Raw genomic sequence first — 20376 nt, 5'->3', positions numbered from 1 at the left:
CGGCCAAGCTGGAGGATTCGGTCCAAGCCGACTTTCTGCCATCGCACCGGTGGCAGGCTTCCTGCACCGGGGATCACCGGGGGGTGACGGCGCGGGCGATCAGCGAGGGGCAGCACCAAGGGGGCTCTTCGCCCGCGCCACTCTCCCGTCGCAATCCGCTTGAGGAGAGCGCTACTGAGCCGGTCCGCCTCGGGCGGCGATCAGCGCGTAGAGCAGGCCCGACTCCTGCGGCAACAGCTGGATGCCGCCCTCCGCACAGACCCGGTCCAGTCGATCGAGCACCGACGGGTCCGCAGTGCTCGCAGCCAGCCCGACCAGCGCCTCCACCACGTCGCGGCGCTCCTGCCCCGCATGGTCGGCGGCGGCCGCGAACCACTCGGCAGCCAACTCCCGGTCGCCCCGGTGCAGCGCCAGGTTCCCCTCGATCAGCGCACAGAGCCCGGCCTCCGGCCCACCCCAGGCCAGCGCCGCGTCGTCCGAGCGCGGTCGCGGCACACTCGGCTGCGCCGGCAGCGCCTCCACGCCCCCGGCGCGCAACTCGGTCAGCACCTCGGTCGCCTCCGCGACCCGCCCGTCCTGGGCGAGCGCCAGCCCGACGGTCCCGAGCACCCGACGGCGACGCCCGGGATCACCCAGCTCGGACAGGGCCGCGATCGCCCTCCGGCCACGGTCGATGGCGTCCGCGTACCAGCCCTCCAGTCGGGCGACCTCGGCGCGATTGGCCCAGCCCAGCACCCGCAGTCGCTGCTCCCCACTCTCGGCGGCGAGTCGGTCCACCGCGGCGAGCCGGCGGCGGGCCGCAGCCAGATCGCCCACGCGGATCTCGTGCCAGGCGAGGCTGTTCTGGGCCACCGCCAGGTCCCGGGTCCGCCCGTTGCGGGCCGCCAACCGCAGCAGCGCCTCGGCCTGCTCGCGAGCCTCGTCCTGCCGCCCGACGGAGATCAGCAGGGTGCCGAGCACGTTTCGCGCCTCCAACTCCCCGGTGACGTCGCCGGCCTGCCGGAAGGTGTCCAACGCCGCACGGGCCGTCGACAACTCCTCGGCGCCCGCGCCGTGCTCCGCCGCCAGCCGGGCGACCCCGAGGGCGGCCCAGCCACGCAGAAGAGGATCGGCGTCGGCGGTTCGCGGGTCCGCCAGCAACCGCCGCAACCACTGCCGCCCGACGACGTCGCGTCCACGGAACCGCCACCACCGGGTCAGGCAGGCCGCCAGCCGCAGCGCGGTCAACGGGTCGTCGGTAGCCGCATGGGCCAACGACGAGCTGATGTCACTGCTCATCTCGTCCAGCCGGTGCACCGCATCGGGTAACCGTGGGCCGATCAGGTCGGTGGCGGTACGGGCCACCAGGCGCGCGATGACTTCCGCGTGCCGACGCCGGATGCAGGTCAGCTCACCCGCACCGGCCGCCTGCTCGACTGCGTAGTCACGGACCGCGTCGAGCAGCCGGAACCGGAACGACCCGGTTCCGCGTACGCTCAGCAGCCCCAACTCGACGAAGCGGTCCAACAGTGGAACCGGGTCGATCGCCACCGTGCCGTCCCGGTCGGCCTCGTCGGCGAGCATCTCCTCCGCCAACTCGACCGACCACCGGTTACCGAAGACGGCCAGCTGCCGTAGCGCGGCCTGTTCGTCCGACGCCAACAGGCGGTAGCTGAACGCCACCGCATCCCGCAGGGTGACGGCGACCGAGACCGCCGCACGGGTGTCGGGTCCGCTCGTCCGGCTGCTGAGCGCCTCCGGTGCGTTCCAGGCCGGGTGGGCGGACGCGTCGGGGGGAGTGGCCAGGTCGAGCACCCGGTCGCCGTAGCGGTCGAGCAGTTCGGTGAGGTCGAGGAGACGGCCCCTGGCGGCCATCAGCTCGATGGCCAACGGCAGCCCGCCCAGCCGGCGCACCAACGCGGCGAGCGCGGGCAGCTCAGCGGGAGTGGGTGGCTCGCGGCGGACCTGAGCGAGCCGGGCGGTGAACAACGCGACAGCCGGCCACGATTCGAGCCCGGAGTGCTCGGCCTCCGGTGGTGGCACGTCCAGCGGCGCGACCGGCCAGACCCGCTCACCGGGCAACCCGACCGGATGCCGCCCGGTGACCAGCACCCGCAGCGAGGGCAGTGCGCCGAGCAACCGGTGCAGGGTCGCGGCCACCGGGCCCGGGGCGCGTTCCACCGCGTCCATCACCAGCAGCGTCGGCCGCCCGGCGAGAAGCGCCACGAGTTCGGACAGGCGCGCCACGCCGAGCATGGACATCGAGGCGGCGAGTACGTCCGGACCGTCCGCGCCCTCGCCCACCAGCACCCCGGCGACACCGGCCGGGTGAGCGGCGGCCACCAGGTGCGCCACCGACGTCGCCAGGGCGGTCTTGCCGACGCCGGCCAACCCGACGAGGCTCACCAACCGGGGTCCTCGCTCCGCGGTCAGCATTCCGGCCAGCTCGGTGAGGTCGCGCTCCCGGCCGATCAACGCGACCGGCGGCGGGAGCGCGACCGGCGGGTCGGCGGGTGGGGCCACCGACGTGGCGTTGCCGCCGACCGCGAACGTCGTCGAGGTGGCGTCCGGCGAGGCCGGTTCGGCACCGGCGCCGCGGGCCGCTGCCAGGAACGCCGCCCGACTGGTGCCGGTCAGCGCCAGCGCCCCGGCGAGCAGCTCGACAGTGGTGCGTTGTGGCCGGATCGACCGGCCACGCTCCAGATCACGCACCGTCCGCACACCTACCCCGGCCCGGGACGCCAACTCGGCCTGGGTGAGGCCGGCGGTGCGTCGATGCCCGCGGAGCAGCTCCGGCAGAGTGGCACGTCCAGCCGGGCTCCGCGACCACTCATGATCCGGAGTCATGGGCACGAAGAGTACGGATGGACTCCGACCATCGGCAGTCGAACGTCGGGCTACTGACGCCCGCTCGCCGAAACCCGACAGCCGTACGGACAGTCCGTCCGGGACGACCGGCCGATCAGTTCGGCTGGGCCACTCAGAGGCCCAGATCCCGAGCGATGATCATGCGCTGCACCTCACTGGTGCCCTCGCCGATCTCCAGGATCTTGGAGTCCCGCCAGAACCGGGCCACCGGGTACTCGTTCATGAAGCCGTACCCGCCGTGGATCTGGGTGGCCTCCCGGGCGTTGTCCACAGCGATCGTGCTGGCGTGCAGTTTGGCGATGGCGGCCTGCCGCTTGAACGGCTCGCCGGCCAGCATCCGCGCGGCGGCGTCGTAGTACGCCAGGCGAGCGGTGTGTGCCTTCAGCTCCATGTCGGCGATCTTGAACTGGATGGCCTGGTTGGCGCCGATCGGCCGACCGAAGGCGTGCCGCTCCTTCGCGTACTTGATCGACTCGTCGACACAGCCCTGCGCGAGGCCGACGGCGAGCGCGGCGATGGCGATCCGGCCCTCGTCGAGGATCCGCAGGAACTGCGCGAAACCCCGACCCCGGGCGCCGAGCAGGTTGGCGGCCGGCACCCGGCAGTCGTCGAAGGTCAGCTCGTGGGTATCCGAGGCGGTCCAGCCCACCTTGGAGTAACCGGGCGCGACGGTGAACCCGGGCGTGCCGGTCGGCACGATGATCGTCGACAACTCCTTGGAGCCGTCCGAGTTCGTGCCGGTCACCGCGGTGACCGTGACCATGGCCGTGATGTCGGTTCCCGAGTTGGTGATGAACGCCTTCGACCCGTTGATCACCCATTCGTCGCCGTCCAGCACCGCCCGGGTCTGCGTGCCGGCGGCGTCCGAGCCGGTGCCCGGCTCGGTGAGACCGAAGCCGGCCAGCGCCTCGCCGCTGAGCAGCCGGGGCAGCCAGGTCGCCTTCTGCTCCTCGGTGCCGAAGCGGTAGATCGGCATCGCGCCCAGCGAGACCGCCGCCTCCAACGTGATGGCCACGCTGGAGTCGACCCGGGCCAACTCCTCCAGGGCCAGGCAGAGCGCGAAGTAGTCGCCGCCCATGCCGCCGTGCTCCTCGGCGAAGGGCAGACCGAAGAGGCCCATCTTGCCCATCTGCCGGATCACCTCGTACGGGAAGGTGTGCTGCTCGTAGTGCTCGGCGATGACCGGGGCGATCACCTCGCGGGCGAACTCCCGCACGCTCTCGCGCAGCGCCGCTTGTTCGTCGGTGAGCCGGAAGTCCATCTCATCCTCCTGTAAGGACGGTCCGCCTCGGCGCTCGTGACGCCGGGGGCGGGTCGCTGTGCGGGCCTGAGTCGATGATCAGACCGGGGTGACGCCGTGCCGACGGCGGGAGAAGTGCCGGTCCTTGGTACGCGCCGCCGCGAATCGACGGACCAGCTCGGTGCGCAGGTCGTGCGGCTCGACGATGGCGTCGACCACCAGCTCGCTGGCCAGCCGGACGACGTCGATGTCCTGCTCGTACTCGGCCCGCTTGGCGGCGACGAAGGCCGCCCGCTCGTCCTCGTCCGCAATGGCGGCGATCTTGTTGGCATAGACCGCGTTCACGGCGGCCTCGGCGCCCATCACGGCGATCTTCGCGGTCGGCAGCGCGATCGTGGCGTCCGGCTCGAACCCGGGGCCGGCCATCGCGTAGAGACCGGCGCCGTAGGCCTTGCGGACCACCACGCAGATCTTCGGAACGGTCGCCTCGGAGATCGCGGTGATCATCTTGGCGCCGTGCCGGATGATGCCCTGCTTCTCCACCGCGCTGCCGACCATGAAGCCGGGCACGTCGCTGAGGAACAGCAGCGGCACGTTGAACGCGTCGCAGAGCTGCACGAACCGGGTGGCCTTGTCGGCCGAGTCGACGAAGAGCACGCCGCCCTTGAACATCGAGTTGTTGCCGACCACGCCGACGACCTGACCGTCGAGACGGCCGAAGCCGATGGTCAACTCCTTGGCCCAGAGCGCCTGGATCTCGAAGAACGAACCCTCGTCGAGCAGGCCCTTGACGTACCGCCGCATGTCGAACGCCTGCCGCTCACTGGCCGGCACCAACGCGGCCAGGTCGGCCTTCGCGGACGCGGCGACCGCCGGTGCGGCCGGCGGCGCCTGCGTCCAGTTCGCCGGCAGGTACGACAGGTAGGTCTTCACGACGTCGAGCGCGTCGGCCTCGGTCTTGCAGAGGAAGTGCCCCACGCCGGATTCGGCGGTGTGCACCTTCGCCCCGCCCATCGCCTCCAGGGTGGTCTTCTCGCCGGTGACCATCTCGACCATCCGGTCGGAGCCCAGATACATGCTGGCGTTGCCGTCGACCAGCGCCACCACGTCGCAGAAAGCCGGGATGTACGCCCCACCGGCGGCGCTCGGGCCGAACAGCGCGCAGACCTGTGGGATCGAGCCCGAGGCGCGGACCTGGTTCCAGAAGATCTTGCCGGCGCCACGCCGACCGGGGAAGAGATCCACCTGGTCGGTGATCCGGGCGCCGGCCGAGTCGACCAGGTAGACCATCGGCACGCCGGCGCCGTACGCCCTCTCGATGATCCTGATGATCTTCTCGACGGTGCGGGCGCCCCAGCTGCCGGCCTTGACGGTGGAGTCGTTGGCCATCAGGCAGACCTGTCGGCCGTCGATCGTGGCGGTGCCGGTCACCACACCGTCGGCTGGCAACCCCTCGGCGAGCGCGTTGGCGTAGAGGCCGTCCTCGACGAACGAGCCCTCGTCGACCAGGAGCGCGACCCGTTCACGGGCGAAGAGCTTGCCCTTGGCCGCGTTGGCCGCGTGGTACTTGTCCGCGCCGCCGGACCGGGCCCGCTTGCGCAGCTGCTCCAGTGCCTCACCGTCGAGCGTCACGCCGACTCCTCCGCCATGCTGACCTGAACGATCGTTAGGCTAGCGCATCGGCGCGGTTGTCGGCGACCTACGAGCGAACCAGACAGCGAAGCCGAGAGCAAGACATTGAAAAACGTGAATACAAATCGCTAGGCTCCTGGCACCCCTCCTCCCAGATCGGAGTCAGCGATGACCTCACGACTCAATCGGCTCGCCGTCGCGTTGCTCGCGACGACACTCGCCACCCTCGGCATCACGGTCGCCAACCCGGCACCCGCGTCCGCCGCCATGACCATCTGCTACAACACCAGCCAGGCGGGAAGCTACGCCAGCGTCGCCAACCAGGCCGCCTCGATCTGGAACAACGCCACCGTCAACCTGACGCTCTCCGCCAACTGCGGCTCCAACCTGCGCATCTACCGGATCACCGGCGGCGGCTCGTACGCCCAACGGACCAGCCTCGGCAACGGCCGGGTCTACATCGACACCCAGCAGGCCGCCCAGTACAGCGTGCTGCGGATCATGACCCACGAGATCGGGCACATCCTCGGCCTGCCGGACAACTACAACGGCAACTGCTCGCTGCTGATGTCCGGCGGCAGCGCCGGCACCAGCTGCACCAACGCCTACCCGAGCTCCGCCGAGGCGAGCCGGGTGAGCAACCTCTTCGCCGGCACGTTCAGCGCCACCGACCGCAGCGCGGACATCTTCCGCGACAGCTGGCCGAGCGTGCTCACCACCGTGGGCTGATCGACCGGGCACGTGAAAGGGGCCGGCGCGCGCCGGCCCCTTTCGTCGCGTCCTCAGCTCGGCAGCGGCGTCAGCCGGGTACGCGGGCCGGCTCGCAGCACACCGGACGGCAGCTTCTTGCCGAGCAACTCCTCGGCCAACTCCGCCACCTCGATGAGCGCCGGCAGGTCGATGCCGGTGTCGATGCCCATGTCGTGCAGCATGTGCACGGCCTCCTCGGTGGCCAGGTTGCCGCTCGCTCCCGGCGCGTACGGGCAGCCACCGAGGCCACCGACGCTGGCGTCGAACTCGGTCACCCCCAGCTCCAGCGCGGTCAGCAGGTTGGCCAGCGCCGTACCCCGGGTGTTGTGGAAGTGCAGCAGGACCGGCACGTGCGCGTTGCGGTCACGTACCGCGGTCAGCAGCTCGCGGACCCGACGTGGGGTGCCCATGCCGGTGGTGTCGCCGAAGGCGACCCGGTCCGCGCCGTCGCGGACGACCCGGTCCACGATCCCGGCCACCCGCTGCGGGTCGATGTCCCCCTCGTACGGGCAGCCGAAGCTGGTCGCCACAATCACCTCGACCCGCGCCGACGCACCGTGCAGCAGGTCGATCAGCTCGGCGATGTCGTCCAGCGACTCGTCGGTGGACCGGTTGACGTTGCGCCGGTTGTGCGTGTCGCTGGCCGAGACCACCACCTCGATCTCGGTGAATCCGGCGGCGAGGGCCCGCTGGGCGCCCCGGGTGTTCGGCACCAGCGCGGAGTACCGCACCCCGTCGGCCTTCACCGCCCGCTGCCACACCTCGTCGGCGTCGGCCATCTGCGGAATCGCCTTGGGGTGCACGAACGACACCGCCTCGATTCGGCGTACGCCGGTGCCGGAGAGGGCATCGAGCAGCCGCACCTTGGCGTCGGTCGGGATCGGGTCCTCGTTCTGCAACCCGTCCCGCGGCCCAACCTCGCGGATCGAAACGGAATCTGGCAGGTCCGCCATAAGGGGTCACCTCACTGTGACGAAAGCAGTGCCTAGGGGGTTCTCCCAGCATGCCACCCCGCTGTTGATCAAGAGGTTTGCGTCACCCGCGGCGCGGAACCTGACGCAAACCTCTTGATCACCGGGGAGTGGGGGGCGGGGGTCAGCGCATGCGGGAGACGATGCCGGTGTCGTAGGCGCCGGAGAGGAACTCCTCGTTGGTCAGCAACTCGGCGAAGAAGGGGACGTTGTTCTTCGGACCCTCGATCTGGAAGGCCGCGACGGCTGCCTTCGCGCGATCGAGCGCCTCGTCGCGGGTCGCGCCGCTGACGATCAGCTTGGCCAGCAGGCTGTCGTAGAACGGGGTGACCGTGTTGCCCTCGGTGTAGCCGGAGTCCACCCGGACACCCTCGCCCGTCGGCTCGACCCACGTCCTGATCACACCGGGGCCGGGCAGGAAGCGCTTCGGGTCCTCCGCGTTGATCCGCATCTCGATGGCGTGGCCACCCGGGGTCAACGCGTCCGGGTCGAACGTCGGCGCCAACCCGGAGGCCACCCGCAGCTGCTCCTCGACCAGGTCGATGCCGTAGACGTACTCGGTGACCGGGTGCTCCACCTGCAACCGGGTGTTCATCTCCAGAAAGAAGAACTCGCCGGTGGCGGGGTCGAGCAGGCACTCCACCGTGCCCGCGTTGCGGTAGCCGACCGCCTCGCCGGCTCGCACCGCCGCCGCCAGGAGCCGGGATCGCAGCTCCGGCGAGACCGCCGGCGACGGGGACTCCTCGACCAGCTTCTGGTTGCGCCGCTGCACCGAGCACTCCCGCTCGCCGAGCGCCACCACCCGGCCATCGGCCAGGCCGAGGATCTGCACCTCGACGTGCCGTACCCGGGGAAAGTACCGCTCGATCAGCACCGAACCGTCGCCGAACATCCGCTCGGCGAACGCGCGCACCTTGTCGTACTCGGTGCGCAACCCGGCCTCGTCGACCGCCACGCCCATACCCATGCCGCCACCGCCGGCGGCGGCCTTGACCATCACCGGGTAGCCGATCTCGGCCGCGGCCGTCACCGCCGCGTCCAGGTCGGCGGCCGGGTCGGTGGTACCCGGCGCGACCGGAACACCGGCCGCCGCCATCAGGTTCCGGGCGTTGATCTTGTCGCCCATCGCGGTGATCGCGTCCGCGTCGGGTCCGACCCAGATCAGGCCGCTCGCCTCGACGGTACGGGCGAACTCGGCGTTCTCCGACAGGAAGCCGTACCCGGGGTGGATCGCCTGCGCGCCCGTCGACTTCGCGGCGGCGAGGATCGCCTCGGTGTTGCGGTAGCTCAGCGCCGGGTTCGGTGGGCCGATGAGGACCGCCTCGTCCGCCTCCGCCACGAACGGCAGGTCGGCGTCGGCCTCCGAGTGCACCGCGATCACGCGGATGCCGAGCCGCTTGGCGGTCCGGATGATCCGGCGGGCGATCTCGCCCCGATTGGCGACCAGCAGTGACTCGATCATGTTTCCTCCCGGCGTCCGGATGGTGGGACGATGTCAGGGAATCATGACCGGCGCGGTTCTGACGAGTCGGCTCAGGCGAGCAGCGCGGCCAGGGTCGCGCCGCGCAGCAGCTCGGCGCGGCGTCGCCGGTCCACCTCACCACCGAGGAACGGCGTCGAGTTCATCAGGCCGAACGCGGCGTGCGCGAGCACCCGCGCCTCACCGTCGGGCATTCCCGGGTGCAGCGCGGTGAGCACTGTCACCCACTCCTCGACGTAGAGCCGTTGCAGGCGACGAATCCGGCGCCGCGGCTCCTCGGGCAGGCGGTCCAGCTCGTGCAGGTGCAACGCGATCACCGCCGGGTTGGCCAGCGCGAACTCGACGTGGAAGTCGATCAGCGACTCCAGCACGCCGCGCGGGTCGTCCGAGCGGCCGGCGGCGCGTTCCCGCCCACCGGCCAGCAACCCCTCACTGACCGGAATCAGCGCGGCGGCCAGCATGGCCTCCTTGCCGGCGAAGTGGTGGTAGAGCGCCGGACCGGTGACTCCGGCGGCCGCGCCGATGTCGTCCATCGACACGCCGTGATAGCCACGCGCCGCGAACAGACCTACCGCGATCTCCAGGATCTCGTCCTTGCGGGACCTGCGCCGGCCCGCACCCGCCGCACCCCGTGCCTGCTGCTCCACCGTCACCGGGCAAGCCTAGACCGCGAGGCGCCCGCGATGGTTGCCGGTCAGTTTCGTCCTCCCCGGGCCAGGCCGCCCCTGAGCTGGCCAGGGGCGGCCTGCGAGTTCAGTCGTCCTCGTCCAGGTCGTGCTCCGCGCGCAACGCGGCGGCTTCCGTGGGCCGATCGAGCAGATCCAGCACCCGAGCCAGCAGCCAGGCCGTCTGGCGGACCTGCCGCGAGGCGGCCGGCAACCCACCGAGCACGCGGCGCAGCAGCGGCTCCGCCTCGGCCGGCCGGTCCAGGCGCAGCAGCAACTCACCGATCAGGGCCTCCACCTGGGCGGCCTCGCCGAACGCCTCGATCGACCGCAACCCGTCCGGCACCCCGGTGAGCCGGCCCAGCGCCTCGTCCAGTCGGTTCTCACCGGTGAGCACCCGCGCTCCGACCTCGGCCGCCAGGGCCAGCTCGTACAGCACCGGCGGATCGGCCTGCCCGCCCAGCTTCGCCGCCAACCCGTCCACCACCTCGACGGCGCGCAACGCCGCGTCCCGGTCGTCGGCCCAGAGCCAGGCGTACGCCTCCCGCCGGCGAGCACGCAGCTCGTCCAGCGGCAGGTCACCGAGCCGGTAGGCCTCAGCCGCGGCGGCGAACCGCTCTCCCGCCGCCGCGTCCCGGTCGGCGTCGTAGAGGATTCCGCCGGCCTCCTCCAGCACCTGCGCCCGGTGCGGAAGGTTGTCCGGTCCGTCCAGGTTGCTGGCCAACTGCTCCAACAGGGCCAACGCGGGATCGATCTCACCAAGTCCGGCGTAGACGCCGGCCAGCAGGTGCCGGCAGCGGTCGGCCTCGGCCTGGGCGCCGAGCCGATCCAGACCGAGCACGGCCTCCTCGGCGACCTCGGCGGCCTCGGCGAGCCGGCCCACCATCCGGTACGCGTTCGCCAGCTCCCACCGCAGGAACGCGTCCCCCTCGGCGCCCCGCTCCACGCACAGCGTCACCGCCTCGACGAAGTCGTCCACCGCGTCCGGGGCCCGGCCGGCCGCCAGCAACGCCCGGGCGCGGGCGACCCGGACCGGCAGCTCCGCGTCCGCCGGTGCCGCCTCCAACGCCTCGTCGCAGGCGACCACGGCGTCCGCCGGATCGTCGACCAGCCGCGCGTACGCCAGGCCGGCGCCCGTGACCACCTCGCCGACACCCAACTCCCGGCCGATCCGGCGTGCCTCGTCGACGGCGGCGCGGGCCTCGTCGACGCGGTCCAACTGCTCCAGCAGGTGCCCCCGGTGCAGTGCGATCCGGGCCGCCAGGTGCCGATCGCCGCCCGCGTCGGCAGGTACCCGGTCGAGCGCGGCAAGCGCGTCCGCCCAGCGCTCGCGGTGCAGCAGCACCAACGCCACGCGGTCGTGTCCGGCCGCCCGCTGCTGGGCGTCGCCGAGCCGGTCCAGGACCTCGGCCGCCTCCCGGACCAGCAGCAGGCCTTCCTCGGTTTCCTCGTCGGAGCGGGTCAACAGCACGCCGAGCCGCCCGGCGACCGCCTGGGCGGCCACCTCCTCGCCCGCCTCCCGGTACAACTCCAACGCCGCCCGATTCAGCTTGATCGCACCATCGATGTCGTCCTCGTCGCCACGCTCCGACGCGCGCAGGGCCAGCCGGTGCGCTGACGTGCGGGCGGGCAGCTCGGCGGAGCCGAACCGGTCGTCGAAGGCGACCAGCGCCGCCCGGAAGGTGGCCCGGTCGTGCCGGCCCCAGCTCTGCTCCGCGAGGTTCAGCAGATCGTCCGGGCCGGCGTCGGCGGGCACGGTCACGGCGGGTCGTTCACCCTTACCGCTTCGCACTCGCTCGGCTCGCTCGGTGGACGACGCTGGTGTGCCCGGCTCGTCCGCGACCGGACGGGTCGGACGGGTCGGGCGGGCCGGGCGGCGACGGACGCTCGCCGACAGCGGCACATGCTCCCCGCTGGCCTGCACTGCCAGCCGACGAGCGATCCACTCGGACTGCTGGCTCGTGCCGTTACGGGCGTCGAAGCGGGCGGCCAGACCGGCCGCGGTCTCGGCCAGTTCGTCCGCCAACGACGCCGCCGACACCTCGGCGGCCGGCCGGCCCTCGGCGGCTCGGCGGTACACGGTCGACGGGCCGGCCTGACGCAGCGCTGCGGAGGCCGCCGCCGCGAAGTGCATGGCGGCGGCCGGCGACGGCGGCCGGTCCAGCCAGTCCAGGTGCCGCTCGACCAGCTCGACCGCCCGCGCCTCGTTGCCGGTCAGCGTGCAGAACTCGACGTGGTCCGCGATGTCCCACAGGTCCGCGAGGTTGCCGCGCAGCCGGCGGTACGCCTCCCGGTGCGCGTCCCGCGCCTCCTCGGCCCGCCCGGTGCGCAGGTACGGCAGGAGCAGCGCGGTGAGGATCGCCTGCGGCTGCTCGGTGCAGGTGAGCCGACCGGCGAGCACCGGCTCGGCCAGCGCCACCGCCTCGGCGTCCCGGCCGGTGTCGGCGAGGTAGCTCACCTGGCTCGTCGGATCACAGCCGGCGCAGTCGGAGAGTTCGTCGCGAGGAGTGGTCTGCCAGAGCCGGTACCAGTGCGCGGCGGCCTCGACGTCGCCCACGTGCTCGGCAACCCGGAACCGGTGCTTGTGCACGGCCTGAAGGCTGTGCCCGCCGGCCCGGTAACGCCGCTCCATGTCGTCCAGCACCGCGTACGTGCGGTCCAGTGGCACCTCGGGGAACTTCAGCAGGCCGGACGCCATGTACTTGAAGTGCCACAGCAGTTGGTGCAGGTGGCGCTGATGGTAGGGCTGCGGGTCCCGGTCGAACTCGGACAGACACCAGGAGAAGGTCACGAAGGACTTGGCCGGCTCACCGCCGTAGATGTAGCCGGTGGTGGCCTGCATCCGGGTGACGAACGCGAGGTGCCGGTCGTCGGCGGCGTCCACCCGGCGCAGCAACTGCTCCAGCGCGGCGATCTGCCCCGCCCCGTACGGCATTTCGGAGATGCCGCGCAGCACCCGCCACAGATCCTCGTCGCTCATGCTCACTCCCGTCCCGGGACAGCCCGGCCGAGCAGGCCGAGGAAGGAATCGTTCAGCAGCGCGGCGTCGGCCGCGCGGATCGGATGGTGGCCGAGCAGCAGCGCCTGCCCGTACAGCGCCTCGATGGCCAGACCGACCAGCTCCGGGTCGCTCAGCATGGTCACCCGTCGTACCAGCGGGTTGCGGTGGTTGAGCACCAACTGCGGACGGTCCGGCGGGGCGGTGGCGGCGAGCGCGTCGAGCACTCCACCCCACAGCTCGTCGGCCCGGTCCCGGCTGGCGGCGAGCTGGTCGTTGAACGCCGCCGACCGGCTGACCAGGTAGAGCGCAGGCAGCGAGACCGGGTCGTACGCCCGGATGACCACCTCGCAGCCGGAACGCTCGACGGCCCGCTGCGCCGCCGCGAGGAACGGTCGCAGTGCCAACTCCACCTGCGGGTCGAGCGCGTCGAACCGGGTGGTGAGGTCGCTCGGCTCCAGCCGCTCGATCAGCACCGAGCGGTCCACCACCGGCAGCCGCTCGATCAGCTCGGTGTCGTACGTGTAGCCGGCGTTGACCACCGCCAGGTCCTGCGCGGCGGCGACCGCGGCGAGCTGACGGAACTCGTCCAGGCTCGCCGCGTAGCGGACCACGCCGTAGCGTTCGCGAAACTCGGCGAGGGTGAGCGTGCCGACGTTGGTGTCCATTGGCCACCACCGGTCGACCAGCCGGAGCATCTCGTCGTCGTGCAACGCCAGGGCCTTCACGCCGAGGTGGTGCACCTGGAGGAACTCGGCCAGCCGGTGCGGGTCGTGCCGGGCCAACCGGACCAGCCAGCCGCGCACCTGGTCGCCGAGCGCCTCCCGGGTCGCCGTCAGCAGGGTGTCCTCGTAGAGGGCCTCCCGGCTGGCGGTCGGGCGCAGCTCGGTCGCGTCCACCACGCAGTGCGCGAAGAACGCCCACTCGGGCAGCAGCCCGTCGGCGTTCTCGGTGAGCAGCATCCGCTTGAGGTAGACGCGATGCCCGGCCCGGGCCGCCGGGTTCACCGGCGTCGGCAGGATGACGGCGACACCGGTCAGCCCGGCCTCCGGCACGGCCAGCGGCAGGACGTCGAACGGGTCCACGCCGAGCGTCTCCCGGGCGTACCGGATCAGCGCTGCGCGGTCCAGTGGCGCACCCGGCGTGGTCGGCCAGGGCGGTTCCCCGGTGGTGGTGACGACGTCGCCGACGCGGACGGTGACCGGCAGCAGTGCGCCGAAGAGCCGGGCCAGGTCGGTGACGGTCGCGGTGGTGAACCACTGGTCCGCGTCGCGGCGGGGCACCAGCGTGACGGTGGTGCCCGGCTCGGCGCGGGCGGCCTCCGGCGGCGCCACCGTCACGGCGTAGCGGCCGTCGGCGTACCCGGTCCAGCGAACCGTGGGGTTGTCGCCGTGCCGGGTGAGCACCTGGATCTCGTCGGCCACCAGGAAGCAGGAGAGCAGACCGATGCCGAACTGGCCGAGGAACTCGTGCCGGGAGAAACCAAGCTCGTCGCGCTTCGAGCTGCGGCCGATGGTGGCCAGCAGCTCGTGCACCTGCGCCTCGGTCAGGCCGATGCCGGTGTCGTGCACCCGTAGCGTGCCGTCGCCGGTGCTGTCCGGGGGTTCGATGCGTACCAGCGCCGGCGCGTCCGGCTCGGTCCCGCGTCGGGCGGTGATCGCGTCCACCGCGTTCTGGAGCAGTTCGCGGACGTAGACCCGCGGGCTGCCGTAGAGGTGATGACTGAGCAGGTCAACCACGCCACGTAGGTCGACCTGGAAAGTGTGATCCACGCCTGATGTCTCCCCGGTCCCGATGCCGGCGCTCACCGTACCCATGATCACCGACAGGCGCGGTCCCCTTCTGCCCGGCGGCTTGACCCTCGACCCGGTCGAACCGGCACGGTCGCCGGCATGACTTCCTCCGCTCTGGGCCGGGACTTCCATCTCCTGTGGTCCGCGGCCGTCTCGTCCCGGTTCGGGGACGCGCTGCGTACCCCTGCACTGGCCCTGCTGGCCGCGACCGTGACCCGTGATCCGCGGATCATCGCGGCGGTCACCGTGGCCGGGCAGTTGCCGCCGCTGCTCTTCGGCCTGCTCGGCGGCGTGTACGCGGACCGATGGGACCGCCGCCGGACGATGGCAGTGGTCGACGGGGTACGCGCGGCCGTGGTGGCGGCGCTGGCCGTGGTGGTCGCGCTCAACCGGGTCAGTGTCCTGGTGCTGCTGGTGGCGGCGTTTCTGCTCGCCACGTTGGGCACTCTCTTCGACTCCGCCTCGTTCGCGCTGCTCCCCGCGTTGGTGCCGCCGGACGCGCTGCCCCGGGCGAACGGCCGGCTCCAGGCTGGGTCCGCCGTGGCCGGTGGCTTCATCGGAGCGCCCGCCGCCGGTCTCCTGTTCGCCGTCGCCCCGGCCCTCCCGTTCGCCCTCGACGCCGTCACCTTCGCGGCGGCTGCCCTGCTCGTGCTGGCCCTCAGCCCGCCCGCCGCCATCACCCCGGGGACTGCGCGGCGGCGCGGCTCGGTGTGGAGCGAGATCGTCGAAGGGCTGCGTTGGCTGCGGGCGCACCGGACCCTGTGGCGGGTCACAGTGCTCACCGCCGCGAGCAACCTGGCGATCAGCGGAATCATGGCGGTGCTGGTGCTCTACGCGCTGGACGTGCTGCGGGTGCCGCCGGCCGGGTACGGGCTGTTCACCGCCGCCGCCATCGTCGGGGGTGTGGCGGGGGCGCTCGGGGCGGGTCGGCTCGCGGCCCGGCTCGGTACGGTGCCGGCGCTGCGTGTGGTGCTGGCCGTGGAGACCGTGGCGCTGACCGGCTTCGCGCTGGCTCGGCATCCGGTGTCGGGCGGGATCGCGCTGGCCGTCTTCGCCTCCGGCACTGTGGTGTGGAACAGCCTGTGGGCGTCGTACGGGCAGCGGCAGGTGCCGAGCGAACTGCTGGGCCGGGTCGGCGCGGCCCAGCGGATGGTCGGTCTGCTCACCGCACCGCTCGGGGCGGCGCTCGCCGGGTTGGCCGCTGCGGCGTACGGCACGGTGCCGGTGGCGGGCGCGGCGGCGGGGACGTTCGCGCTGGTCACCCTCGCCGCGTGGCGGACACTGCGAACGGCCACGACCGCTGTGTTGAGCCGCGCGGGTTAGCCGGGAGTCGGCTCGCGGTGCGACAGCCCGGACAGGCGCAGCGCGATGCGCCGACGGGCCGGTGGAACGGCACCGAGCAGCCGGAGCAGCACGTCCCGGGCGGGCCGACGAGCCGGGGAGACGCCGGCCAACCTGGTCAGCCCGGCGGCGAAGCTCAGCACGTCCTCGGCCATCGGGCGCTGCCGGGCGGTGTAGTCGTCGAGCAGCGTCTCCGGGCCGCCGTCGAGCACGTCCGCCACGGCGGTGCCGAGCGCGACAGCGTCGCAGATGCCGAGGTTCATGCCCTGCCCGCCGGCCGGGCTGTGCACGTGCCCGGCGTCGCCGGCCAGCAGCACCGGCCCGGCTCGGAAGGTGTCGGCGATCCGGTGGTGCACCCGGAACCGGGAGCCCCAGAGCACCTCGGTCACCCGGTCGGGTCGTCGCGCCGGGCCGCGCTCGTCGAGCAGCGCCTGGAGGTAGGCCGCATCCGGTTCGGCCGGGGCGTCCGCCACCGCGGCGACCAACCGGACCACCCCGCCGGGCAGTGGCGCCCAGACCAGCGGCCCGGATCGGGCGAGGAAGATCGCCGCCTCGTCGCGGGGCAGCACGCTGCGCACCCGCACGTCGGCGAGCACGAAGGACTCCTCGTCGCTGCCGCCGGTGAAGCCGATGCCGGCGAGCCGCCGGACCGTGCTGTGCAGGCCGTCCGCACCAACCACGAACCGGGCCCGCAGCGCCTCGTCGTCGACCTGCGCGAGCATGCGGTCACCGGCGCGGCTCAGCCCGGTGAGCTGGCACGACCGTCGTACCTGGACACCGAGTTCGGCCAACTTCTCGGTGAGCACGGCCTCGGTGACCGCCTGGGAGACCAGCAGCGCGTAGGGGAAGCGGGACGGCAACTCGTGGAACGGCACCGACAGCAGCACCCGGTCCCGGTCGCGCACCGTGAAACGCGGCGTCCGCACCGCCTGGGCGATCAGCGGCGCCGCGACGTCGATCCGGTCCAGCACCTCCAGGGTGTACGCGTGCACGACGGCGGCGCGGGAGGTCGTCGGCGGCGCGGCCAACCGGTCCAGCACAGTCACCTCGACCCCGCGCCGGGCCAGCGTCAACGCGGTGGCGAGACCGGTGGGGCCGGCACCCACCACCAGGACGTCGGTGCTCGTGGGCAGCATGGCCACCTCCAGGCAATCGTTGCCAACAGTTGTTGGCAAACACTTGTTGGCAACGCTAGGGCGGTCTGGATTGCGTGTCAACACCTGTTGGCCTACGGTCGTTGGCATGACCCCGTCCGCGCAGTCGACCCAGCCCCGCCGCTCCGACGCCACCCGGGCGGCGATCCTGCGAGCGGCCCGGGAACGGTTCGCGGCCGACGGCTACGAGCGCGCCACTATCCGGGCCATCGCCGCCGACGCCCAGATCGACCCGTCGATGGTGATGCGCTACTACGGCAGCAAGGAGGGGCTCTTCGCGGCGGCGGCCGAGTTCGACCTACGTCTGCCCGACCTGACCTCGGTGCCGCCCGCTCGACTCGGTGAGGTGCTGGTCCGGCACTTCCTCGCCCGCTGGGAGGGCGACGAGACCCTGGTGGCGCTGCTGCGGGCCGCCAGCACCAACCCCGGCGCTGCCGAACGCATGCGCGGCATCTTCGCCGACCAGCTCACCGCCGCCGTGGCCACGTTCGGCGCCGACCCGGCGCTGACCGCCCGCCGGGCCGGCCTGGTGGCCAGTCAGGTCCTCGGCCTCGCCTTCACCCGATACATCGTCCGCCTGCCGCCCATGGTGGACACTGCGCCGGAAGAGCTGGTCGCCTGGATCGCGCCGACCCTCCAGCGCTATCTGACCGGAACGCCACCGAGCTGACCCAACCTTTTCCCACCTCCCGTGCGTCTGCCAGATGACGCGTACACCGCGACGGCCGGGAGGGGGGGCGGATGGCGCCGACGAGGGACGACGGACGCGACGGCTACCTCGCCTTCGTGGAGAACCACCAGCACCGGCTGCTCCGCGCGGCCTACCTGATCTGCGGCAACCGGCATCAGGCCGAAGACCTCCTCCAGGACGCGCTGCTGAAGCTGGCGCTGCGCTGGTCCTCGGTCCGCGACGGCGACCCCTCCGCGTACGTGCGCGCCATCCTCTACCGGGACTCGGTGTCGTGGTGGCGTCGCAGGCGGAGGGAATGGCTCAGTGCCGCACCGCCGGACCAGGTGGCCCACGACCGTGACGGCGCGTTACGGCTGACGATGCACGACGCGCTGGGCCTGCTGCCACCACGGCAGCGGGCCGTGCTGGTGTTGCGCTACTACGAGGACCTGACCGAGGTCGCCACCGCCGAGGCGCTCGGGGTGACCGTCGGCACCGTGAAGAGCCAGTGCCACGCGGCGCTGCGCCGACTCCGCGAGGTCGCCCCGGACCTCGCCCGCGATGCCCGACCGAGCCAAGGCTCGGCCGATCTGGCCAGCGGCTTGGAGGTGAACCCGTGAACGAGCAGGAACTGCGCCAACTGCTGACCGTCAGCGTCGAGGACGTGCTCCCCAGCCAGCCGGCCGCCGCCGGATGGGAGCGGGCTCGGCGTACCCGGCGTACCCGGCGGGCCGTCGGAGTGGTCGCCTTGGCCGTGTTGCTGGTCGGTGGCGGCACGGTGGCGGCACTGCGACCGCCCGCCGACCCGACGCCGGCCCCTCCGGTCGGCCCGACGGTGACCCCTACCGTCGACCCCTCCCACGCGGGTCCGGTGCAGAAACCGCCCGCTGAGCTGACCTTTCCTCCCGATCCGTTGGCCCGGCTCGGCGACCCGGCGAGCGTGCCGCTCTCCGAGCGACCGGTCCAGCGGGCACTGGCGCTGTTCCAGCCGCTGGACGAGGAGGGTCGCGAGGACGGCCCGGTCCGGGTGCTCGGCAACGACGGCGTGGTGCGCAGCCTCGACGTGGTGACGCTGGCACCCACCCGGGACGCGAGCGGCAACGAGGCAGCGGCCCTCAAGCCGGGAGTGCTGTCGCCGGACGGCCGGTCGGCCGCGTTCGCGCAGACCAAGGAGCTGATCATGGTGGACCTCACCACGGCGGCCGTCCGCCGGATACCGCTCGACGGCTACCTGGAGCTGGTGGTGTGGGCGCACGACCGGGTCTTGGTCGGGGGCGACGACCGGACGTACGCGGTGGACCGGGTCACCGGGGCCGCCAGCACGATCGACGTGTCGACCTGGGAGTTGATCGCGCCCGACCCGGCCGCCGGCCGCGAGGCCCCGTTGATCGACATGTACGGCGAGGGGACCGGCCTGAAGCTACGCAGCCGGACCGCCCGGGAGGGTGAGATCCGCTCCGAACAGCTGATCGACCGCTCGGCGTTGCCGTCTCCCTACCAGGTCAACGAGTTCTACGGCCGGGGTTGGCTGCACGGCGAGCGGCTGGCTCGGGCAGCCTGGATCACCAGCAGTGAGATCGACGGCGCCGAGGGGGCGGCAGTGCTGGACGCACGGACCGGCGCCGTGCTCCACCTGCTCGACCTCGGCCGGGACCGCAGCAAGGGCTGCTGTGTCGTGCTGGGCTGGGACAACAAGGGCGCGGTGCTGCTCCGACTGGAACCGGCGGCTGCCCTGGCCCGTTGGCACCCGGAGACCGGCGAGATCACCGGCATCGTCCGCGACCTGCGTGGCGTGATCGCACTCGCTGGCTGACAAGGGTCGCGTCTGGACGTGATCGACTCGGGTTTTCATAGATACCGTGGTGTCCCAGCGAAGGGGGCAGCACGACATCAGGGAACCCGAGTCGATCACACGACGATCTGGTCAGACGGCCAGGCCGCCGGGCTGGTCACCCTTGACGACGGGTGCCCGGACCAGGTTGCCCCACTCGGTCCACGAGCCGTCGTAGTTGCGCACCTGCGGGTAGCCCAGCAGGTGCCGTAGCACGAACCAGGTGTGGCTGGACCGCTCGCCGATGCGGCAGTACGCGATCACGTCGTCGTCCGGGCTCAGCCCGAGCTGGTCGGCGTAGATCGCCTTCAGCTCGTCGGCGGACTTGAACGTGCCGTCCTCGTTGGCGGCGGACTTCCACGGCTTGCTGACCGCGCCCGGGATGTGCCCACCGCGGAGCGCGCCCTCCTGCGGGTAGTCCGGCATGTGCAGCATCTCGCCGGTGTACTCACCCGGCGACCGGACGTCGACCAGTGGCCGGCCGGAGGCGACGTGCGCCATGACCTGCTCACGGAAGGCCCGCAGCGGCGCGTCGTCCCGCAGCGGCACCGGGTAGTCGGCGCGCGGACGAGCCGGCTTGTCCCGGGTCACCTCGCGTCCCTCGGCGATCCACTTCTGTCGACCGCCGTCGAGCAGTCGCACATCGGCGTGGCCGAAGAGCGTGAAGACCCAGAGGGCGTACGCGGCCCACCAGTTGAAGTTGTCGCCGTAGAAGACGACCGTGTCACCCCGGCCGATGCCCTTCGCGGCACACATCTCGGCGAAGCTCTTGGCGTCCAGGTAGTCCCGGGTCACCTGATCGTTCAGGTCCAGGTGCCAGTCGACCTTGACCGCACCGGGAATGTGACCGGATTCGTAGAGCAGCACGTCCTCGTCGGACTCGACGACGACGAGGCCCTCATCGCCCAGATGCTCGGCCAGCCACTCGGTGGTGACCAGCCGCTGCGGGTCCGCGTAGGACTGGAGGCGGGGATCGGGATCGTTCGGCACAGACATGATCCCCA

At 72.1% G+C, this 20376-nt stretch carries 15 protein-coding genes; 5 read left to right on the top strand and 10 right to left on the bottom strand.

All coding sequences use genetic code 11. The features are described from left to right. Positions 1-171: 171 nt before the first annotated feature. From ACFYP0_RS32150 to ACFYP0_RS32140, 3 genes are all read right to left on the bottom strand, one after another. Positions 172-2826, bottom strand: a complete 2655-nt coding sequence (locus ACFYP0_RS32150; RefSeq protein ID WP_386998472.1) for an ATP-binding protein — start codon at positions 2824-2826, stop codon at positions 172-174. A gap of 133 nt (positions 2827-2959) precedes the next feature. Next, positions 2960-4108: an acyl-CoA dehydrogenase family protein gene (locus ACFYP0_RS32145; RefSeq protein ID WP_355495384.1), complete on the bottom strand. Its 1149-nt coding sequence runs from the start codon at positions 4106-4108 to the stop codon at positions 2960-2962. 78 nt (positions 4109-4186) lie between these two features. Beyond that, positions 4187-5719, bottom strand: coding sequence for an acyl-CoA carboxylase subunit beta (locus ACFYP0_RS32140; RefSeq protein WP_124858556.1), 1533 nt, complete (start codon positions 5717-5719; stop codon positions 4187-4189). 168 nt (positions 5720-5887) lie between these two features. Between ACFYP0_RS32140 and ACFYP0_RS32135 the strand changes: the two genes are divergently transcribed. Beyond that, positions 5888-6448, top strand: a complete 561-nt coding sequence (locus ACFYP0_RS32135) for a snapalysin family zinc-dependent metalloprotease (protein WP_355495387.1) — start codon at positions 5888-5890, stop codon at positions 6446-6448. A gap of 53 nt (positions 6449-6501) precedes the next feature. Here the strand turns inward: ACFYP0_RS32135 and ACFYP0_RS32130 are convergent, their stop codons facing one another. From ACFYP0_RS32130 to ACFYP0_RS32110, 5 genes are all read right to left on the bottom strand, one after another. Next, positions 6502-7422 carry a hydroxymethylglutaryl-CoA lyase gene (locus ACFYP0_RS32130; RefSeq protein WP_355495390.1) on the bottom strand — a complete coding sequence of 307 codons (921 nt, stop codon included), beginning with the start codon at positions 7420-7422 and terminating at the stop codon, positions 6502-6504. Positions 7423-7564: 142 nt separating this feature from the next. Then, the gene (locus ACFYP0_RS32125; RefSeq protein WP_355495392.1) at positions 7565-8902 is read right to left on the bottom strand and encodes an acetyl-CoA carboxylase biotin carboxylase subunit; all 1338 of its coding nucleotides are present in this window, start codon (positions 8900-8902) and stop codon (positions 7565-7567) included. 71 nt (positions 8903-8973) lie between these two features. After that, positions 8974-9573: a TetR/AcrR family transcriptional regulator gene (locus tag ACFYP0_RS32120; protein ID WP_030331931.1), complete on the bottom strand. Its 600-nt coding sequence runs from the start codon at positions 9571-9573 to the stop codon at positions 8974-8976. 100 nt (positions 9574-9673) lie between these two features. Beyond that, a complete protein-coding gene (locus ACFYP0_RS32115; protein ID WP_355495395.1) occupies positions 9674-12565 on the bottom strand; it encodes a hypothetical protein in 2892 nt (963 codons plus the stop codon). A 2-nt stretch (positions 12566-12567) separates the two neighbouring features. Next, the gene (locus tag ACFYP0_RS32110) at positions 12568-14355 is read right to left on the bottom strand and encodes an HSP90 family protein (protein ID WP_355495398.1); all 1788 of its coding nucleotides are present in this window, start codon (positions 14353-14355) and stop codon (positions 12568-12570) included. A 120-nt stretch (positions 14356-14475) separates the two neighbouring features. Between ACFYP0_RS32110 and ACFYP0_RS32105 the strand changes: the two genes are divergently transcribed. Next, positions 14476-15699, top strand: coding sequence for an MFS transporter (locus tag ACFYP0_RS32105; RefSeq protein ID WP_355495401.1), 1224 nt, complete (start codon positions 14476-14478; stop codon positions 15697-15699). On the opposite strand, the gene ACFYP0_RS32100 is transcribed toward ACFYP0_RS32105, so the two are convergent. Continuing rightward, positions 15696-16853, bottom strand: a complete 1158-nt coding sequence (locus ACFYP0_RS32100; RefSeq protein WP_355495404.1) for an FAD-dependent oxidoreductase — start codon at positions 16851-16853, stop codon at positions 15696-15698. The two genes, ACFYP0_RS32105 and ACFYP0_RS32100, sit on opposite strands and share 4 nt — an antisense overlap. 106 nt (positions 16854-16959) lie before the next feature. Between ACFYP0_RS32100 and ACFYP0_RS32095 the strand changes: the two genes are divergently transcribed. The 3 genes from ACFYP0_RS32095 to ACFYP0_RS32085 all read left to right on the top strand — a co-directional run bounded on the left by ACFYP0_RS32095 (position 16960) and on the right by ACFYP0_RS32085 (position 19354). Next, positions 16960-17541 (top strand): TetR/AcrR family transcriptional regulator, encoded by a 582-nt coding sequence (locus tag ACFYP0_RS32095; RefSeq protein WP_355495407.1) that lies wholly within the window; start codon positions 16960-16962, stop codon positions 17539-17541. A gap of 71 nt (positions 17542-17612) precedes the next feature. Continuing rightward, entirely contained in the window at positions 17613-18161 is a 549-nt protein-coding gene (locus ACFYP0_RS32090; RefSeq protein ID WP_145791953.1) for a SigE family RNA polymerase sigma factor, read from the top strand. Then, the gene (locus ACFYP0_RS32085; protein ID WP_355495410.1) at positions 18158-19354 is read left to right on the top strand and encodes a hypothetical protein; all 1197 of its coding nucleotides are present in this window, start codon (positions 18158-18160) and stop codon (positions 19352-19354) included. Before ACFYP0_RS32090 ends, ACFYP0_RS32085 begins: the two co-directional genes overlap by 4 nt. Positions 19355-19465: 111 nt before the next feature. On the opposite strand, the gene ACFYP0_RS32080 is transcribed toward ACFYP0_RS32085, so the two are convergent. After that, complete coding sequence (locus ACFYP0_RS32080; RefSeq protein ID WP_124858567.1) at positions 19466-20368, bottom strand: sulfurtransferase; 903 nt, start codon at positions 20366-20368, stop codon at positions 19466-19468. Between the last annotated feature and the right edge of the window lie 8 nt (positions 20369-20376).

It is taken from the genome of Micromonospora arida (assembly GCF_042873195.1).
GTDB lineage: Bacteria > Actinomycetota > Actinomycetes > Mycobacteriales > Micromonosporaceae > Micromonospora > Micromonospora arida.
Note: the sequence above shows the minus strand (reverse complement) of the source record. Positions and strands in the feature narration are given on the sequence as shown.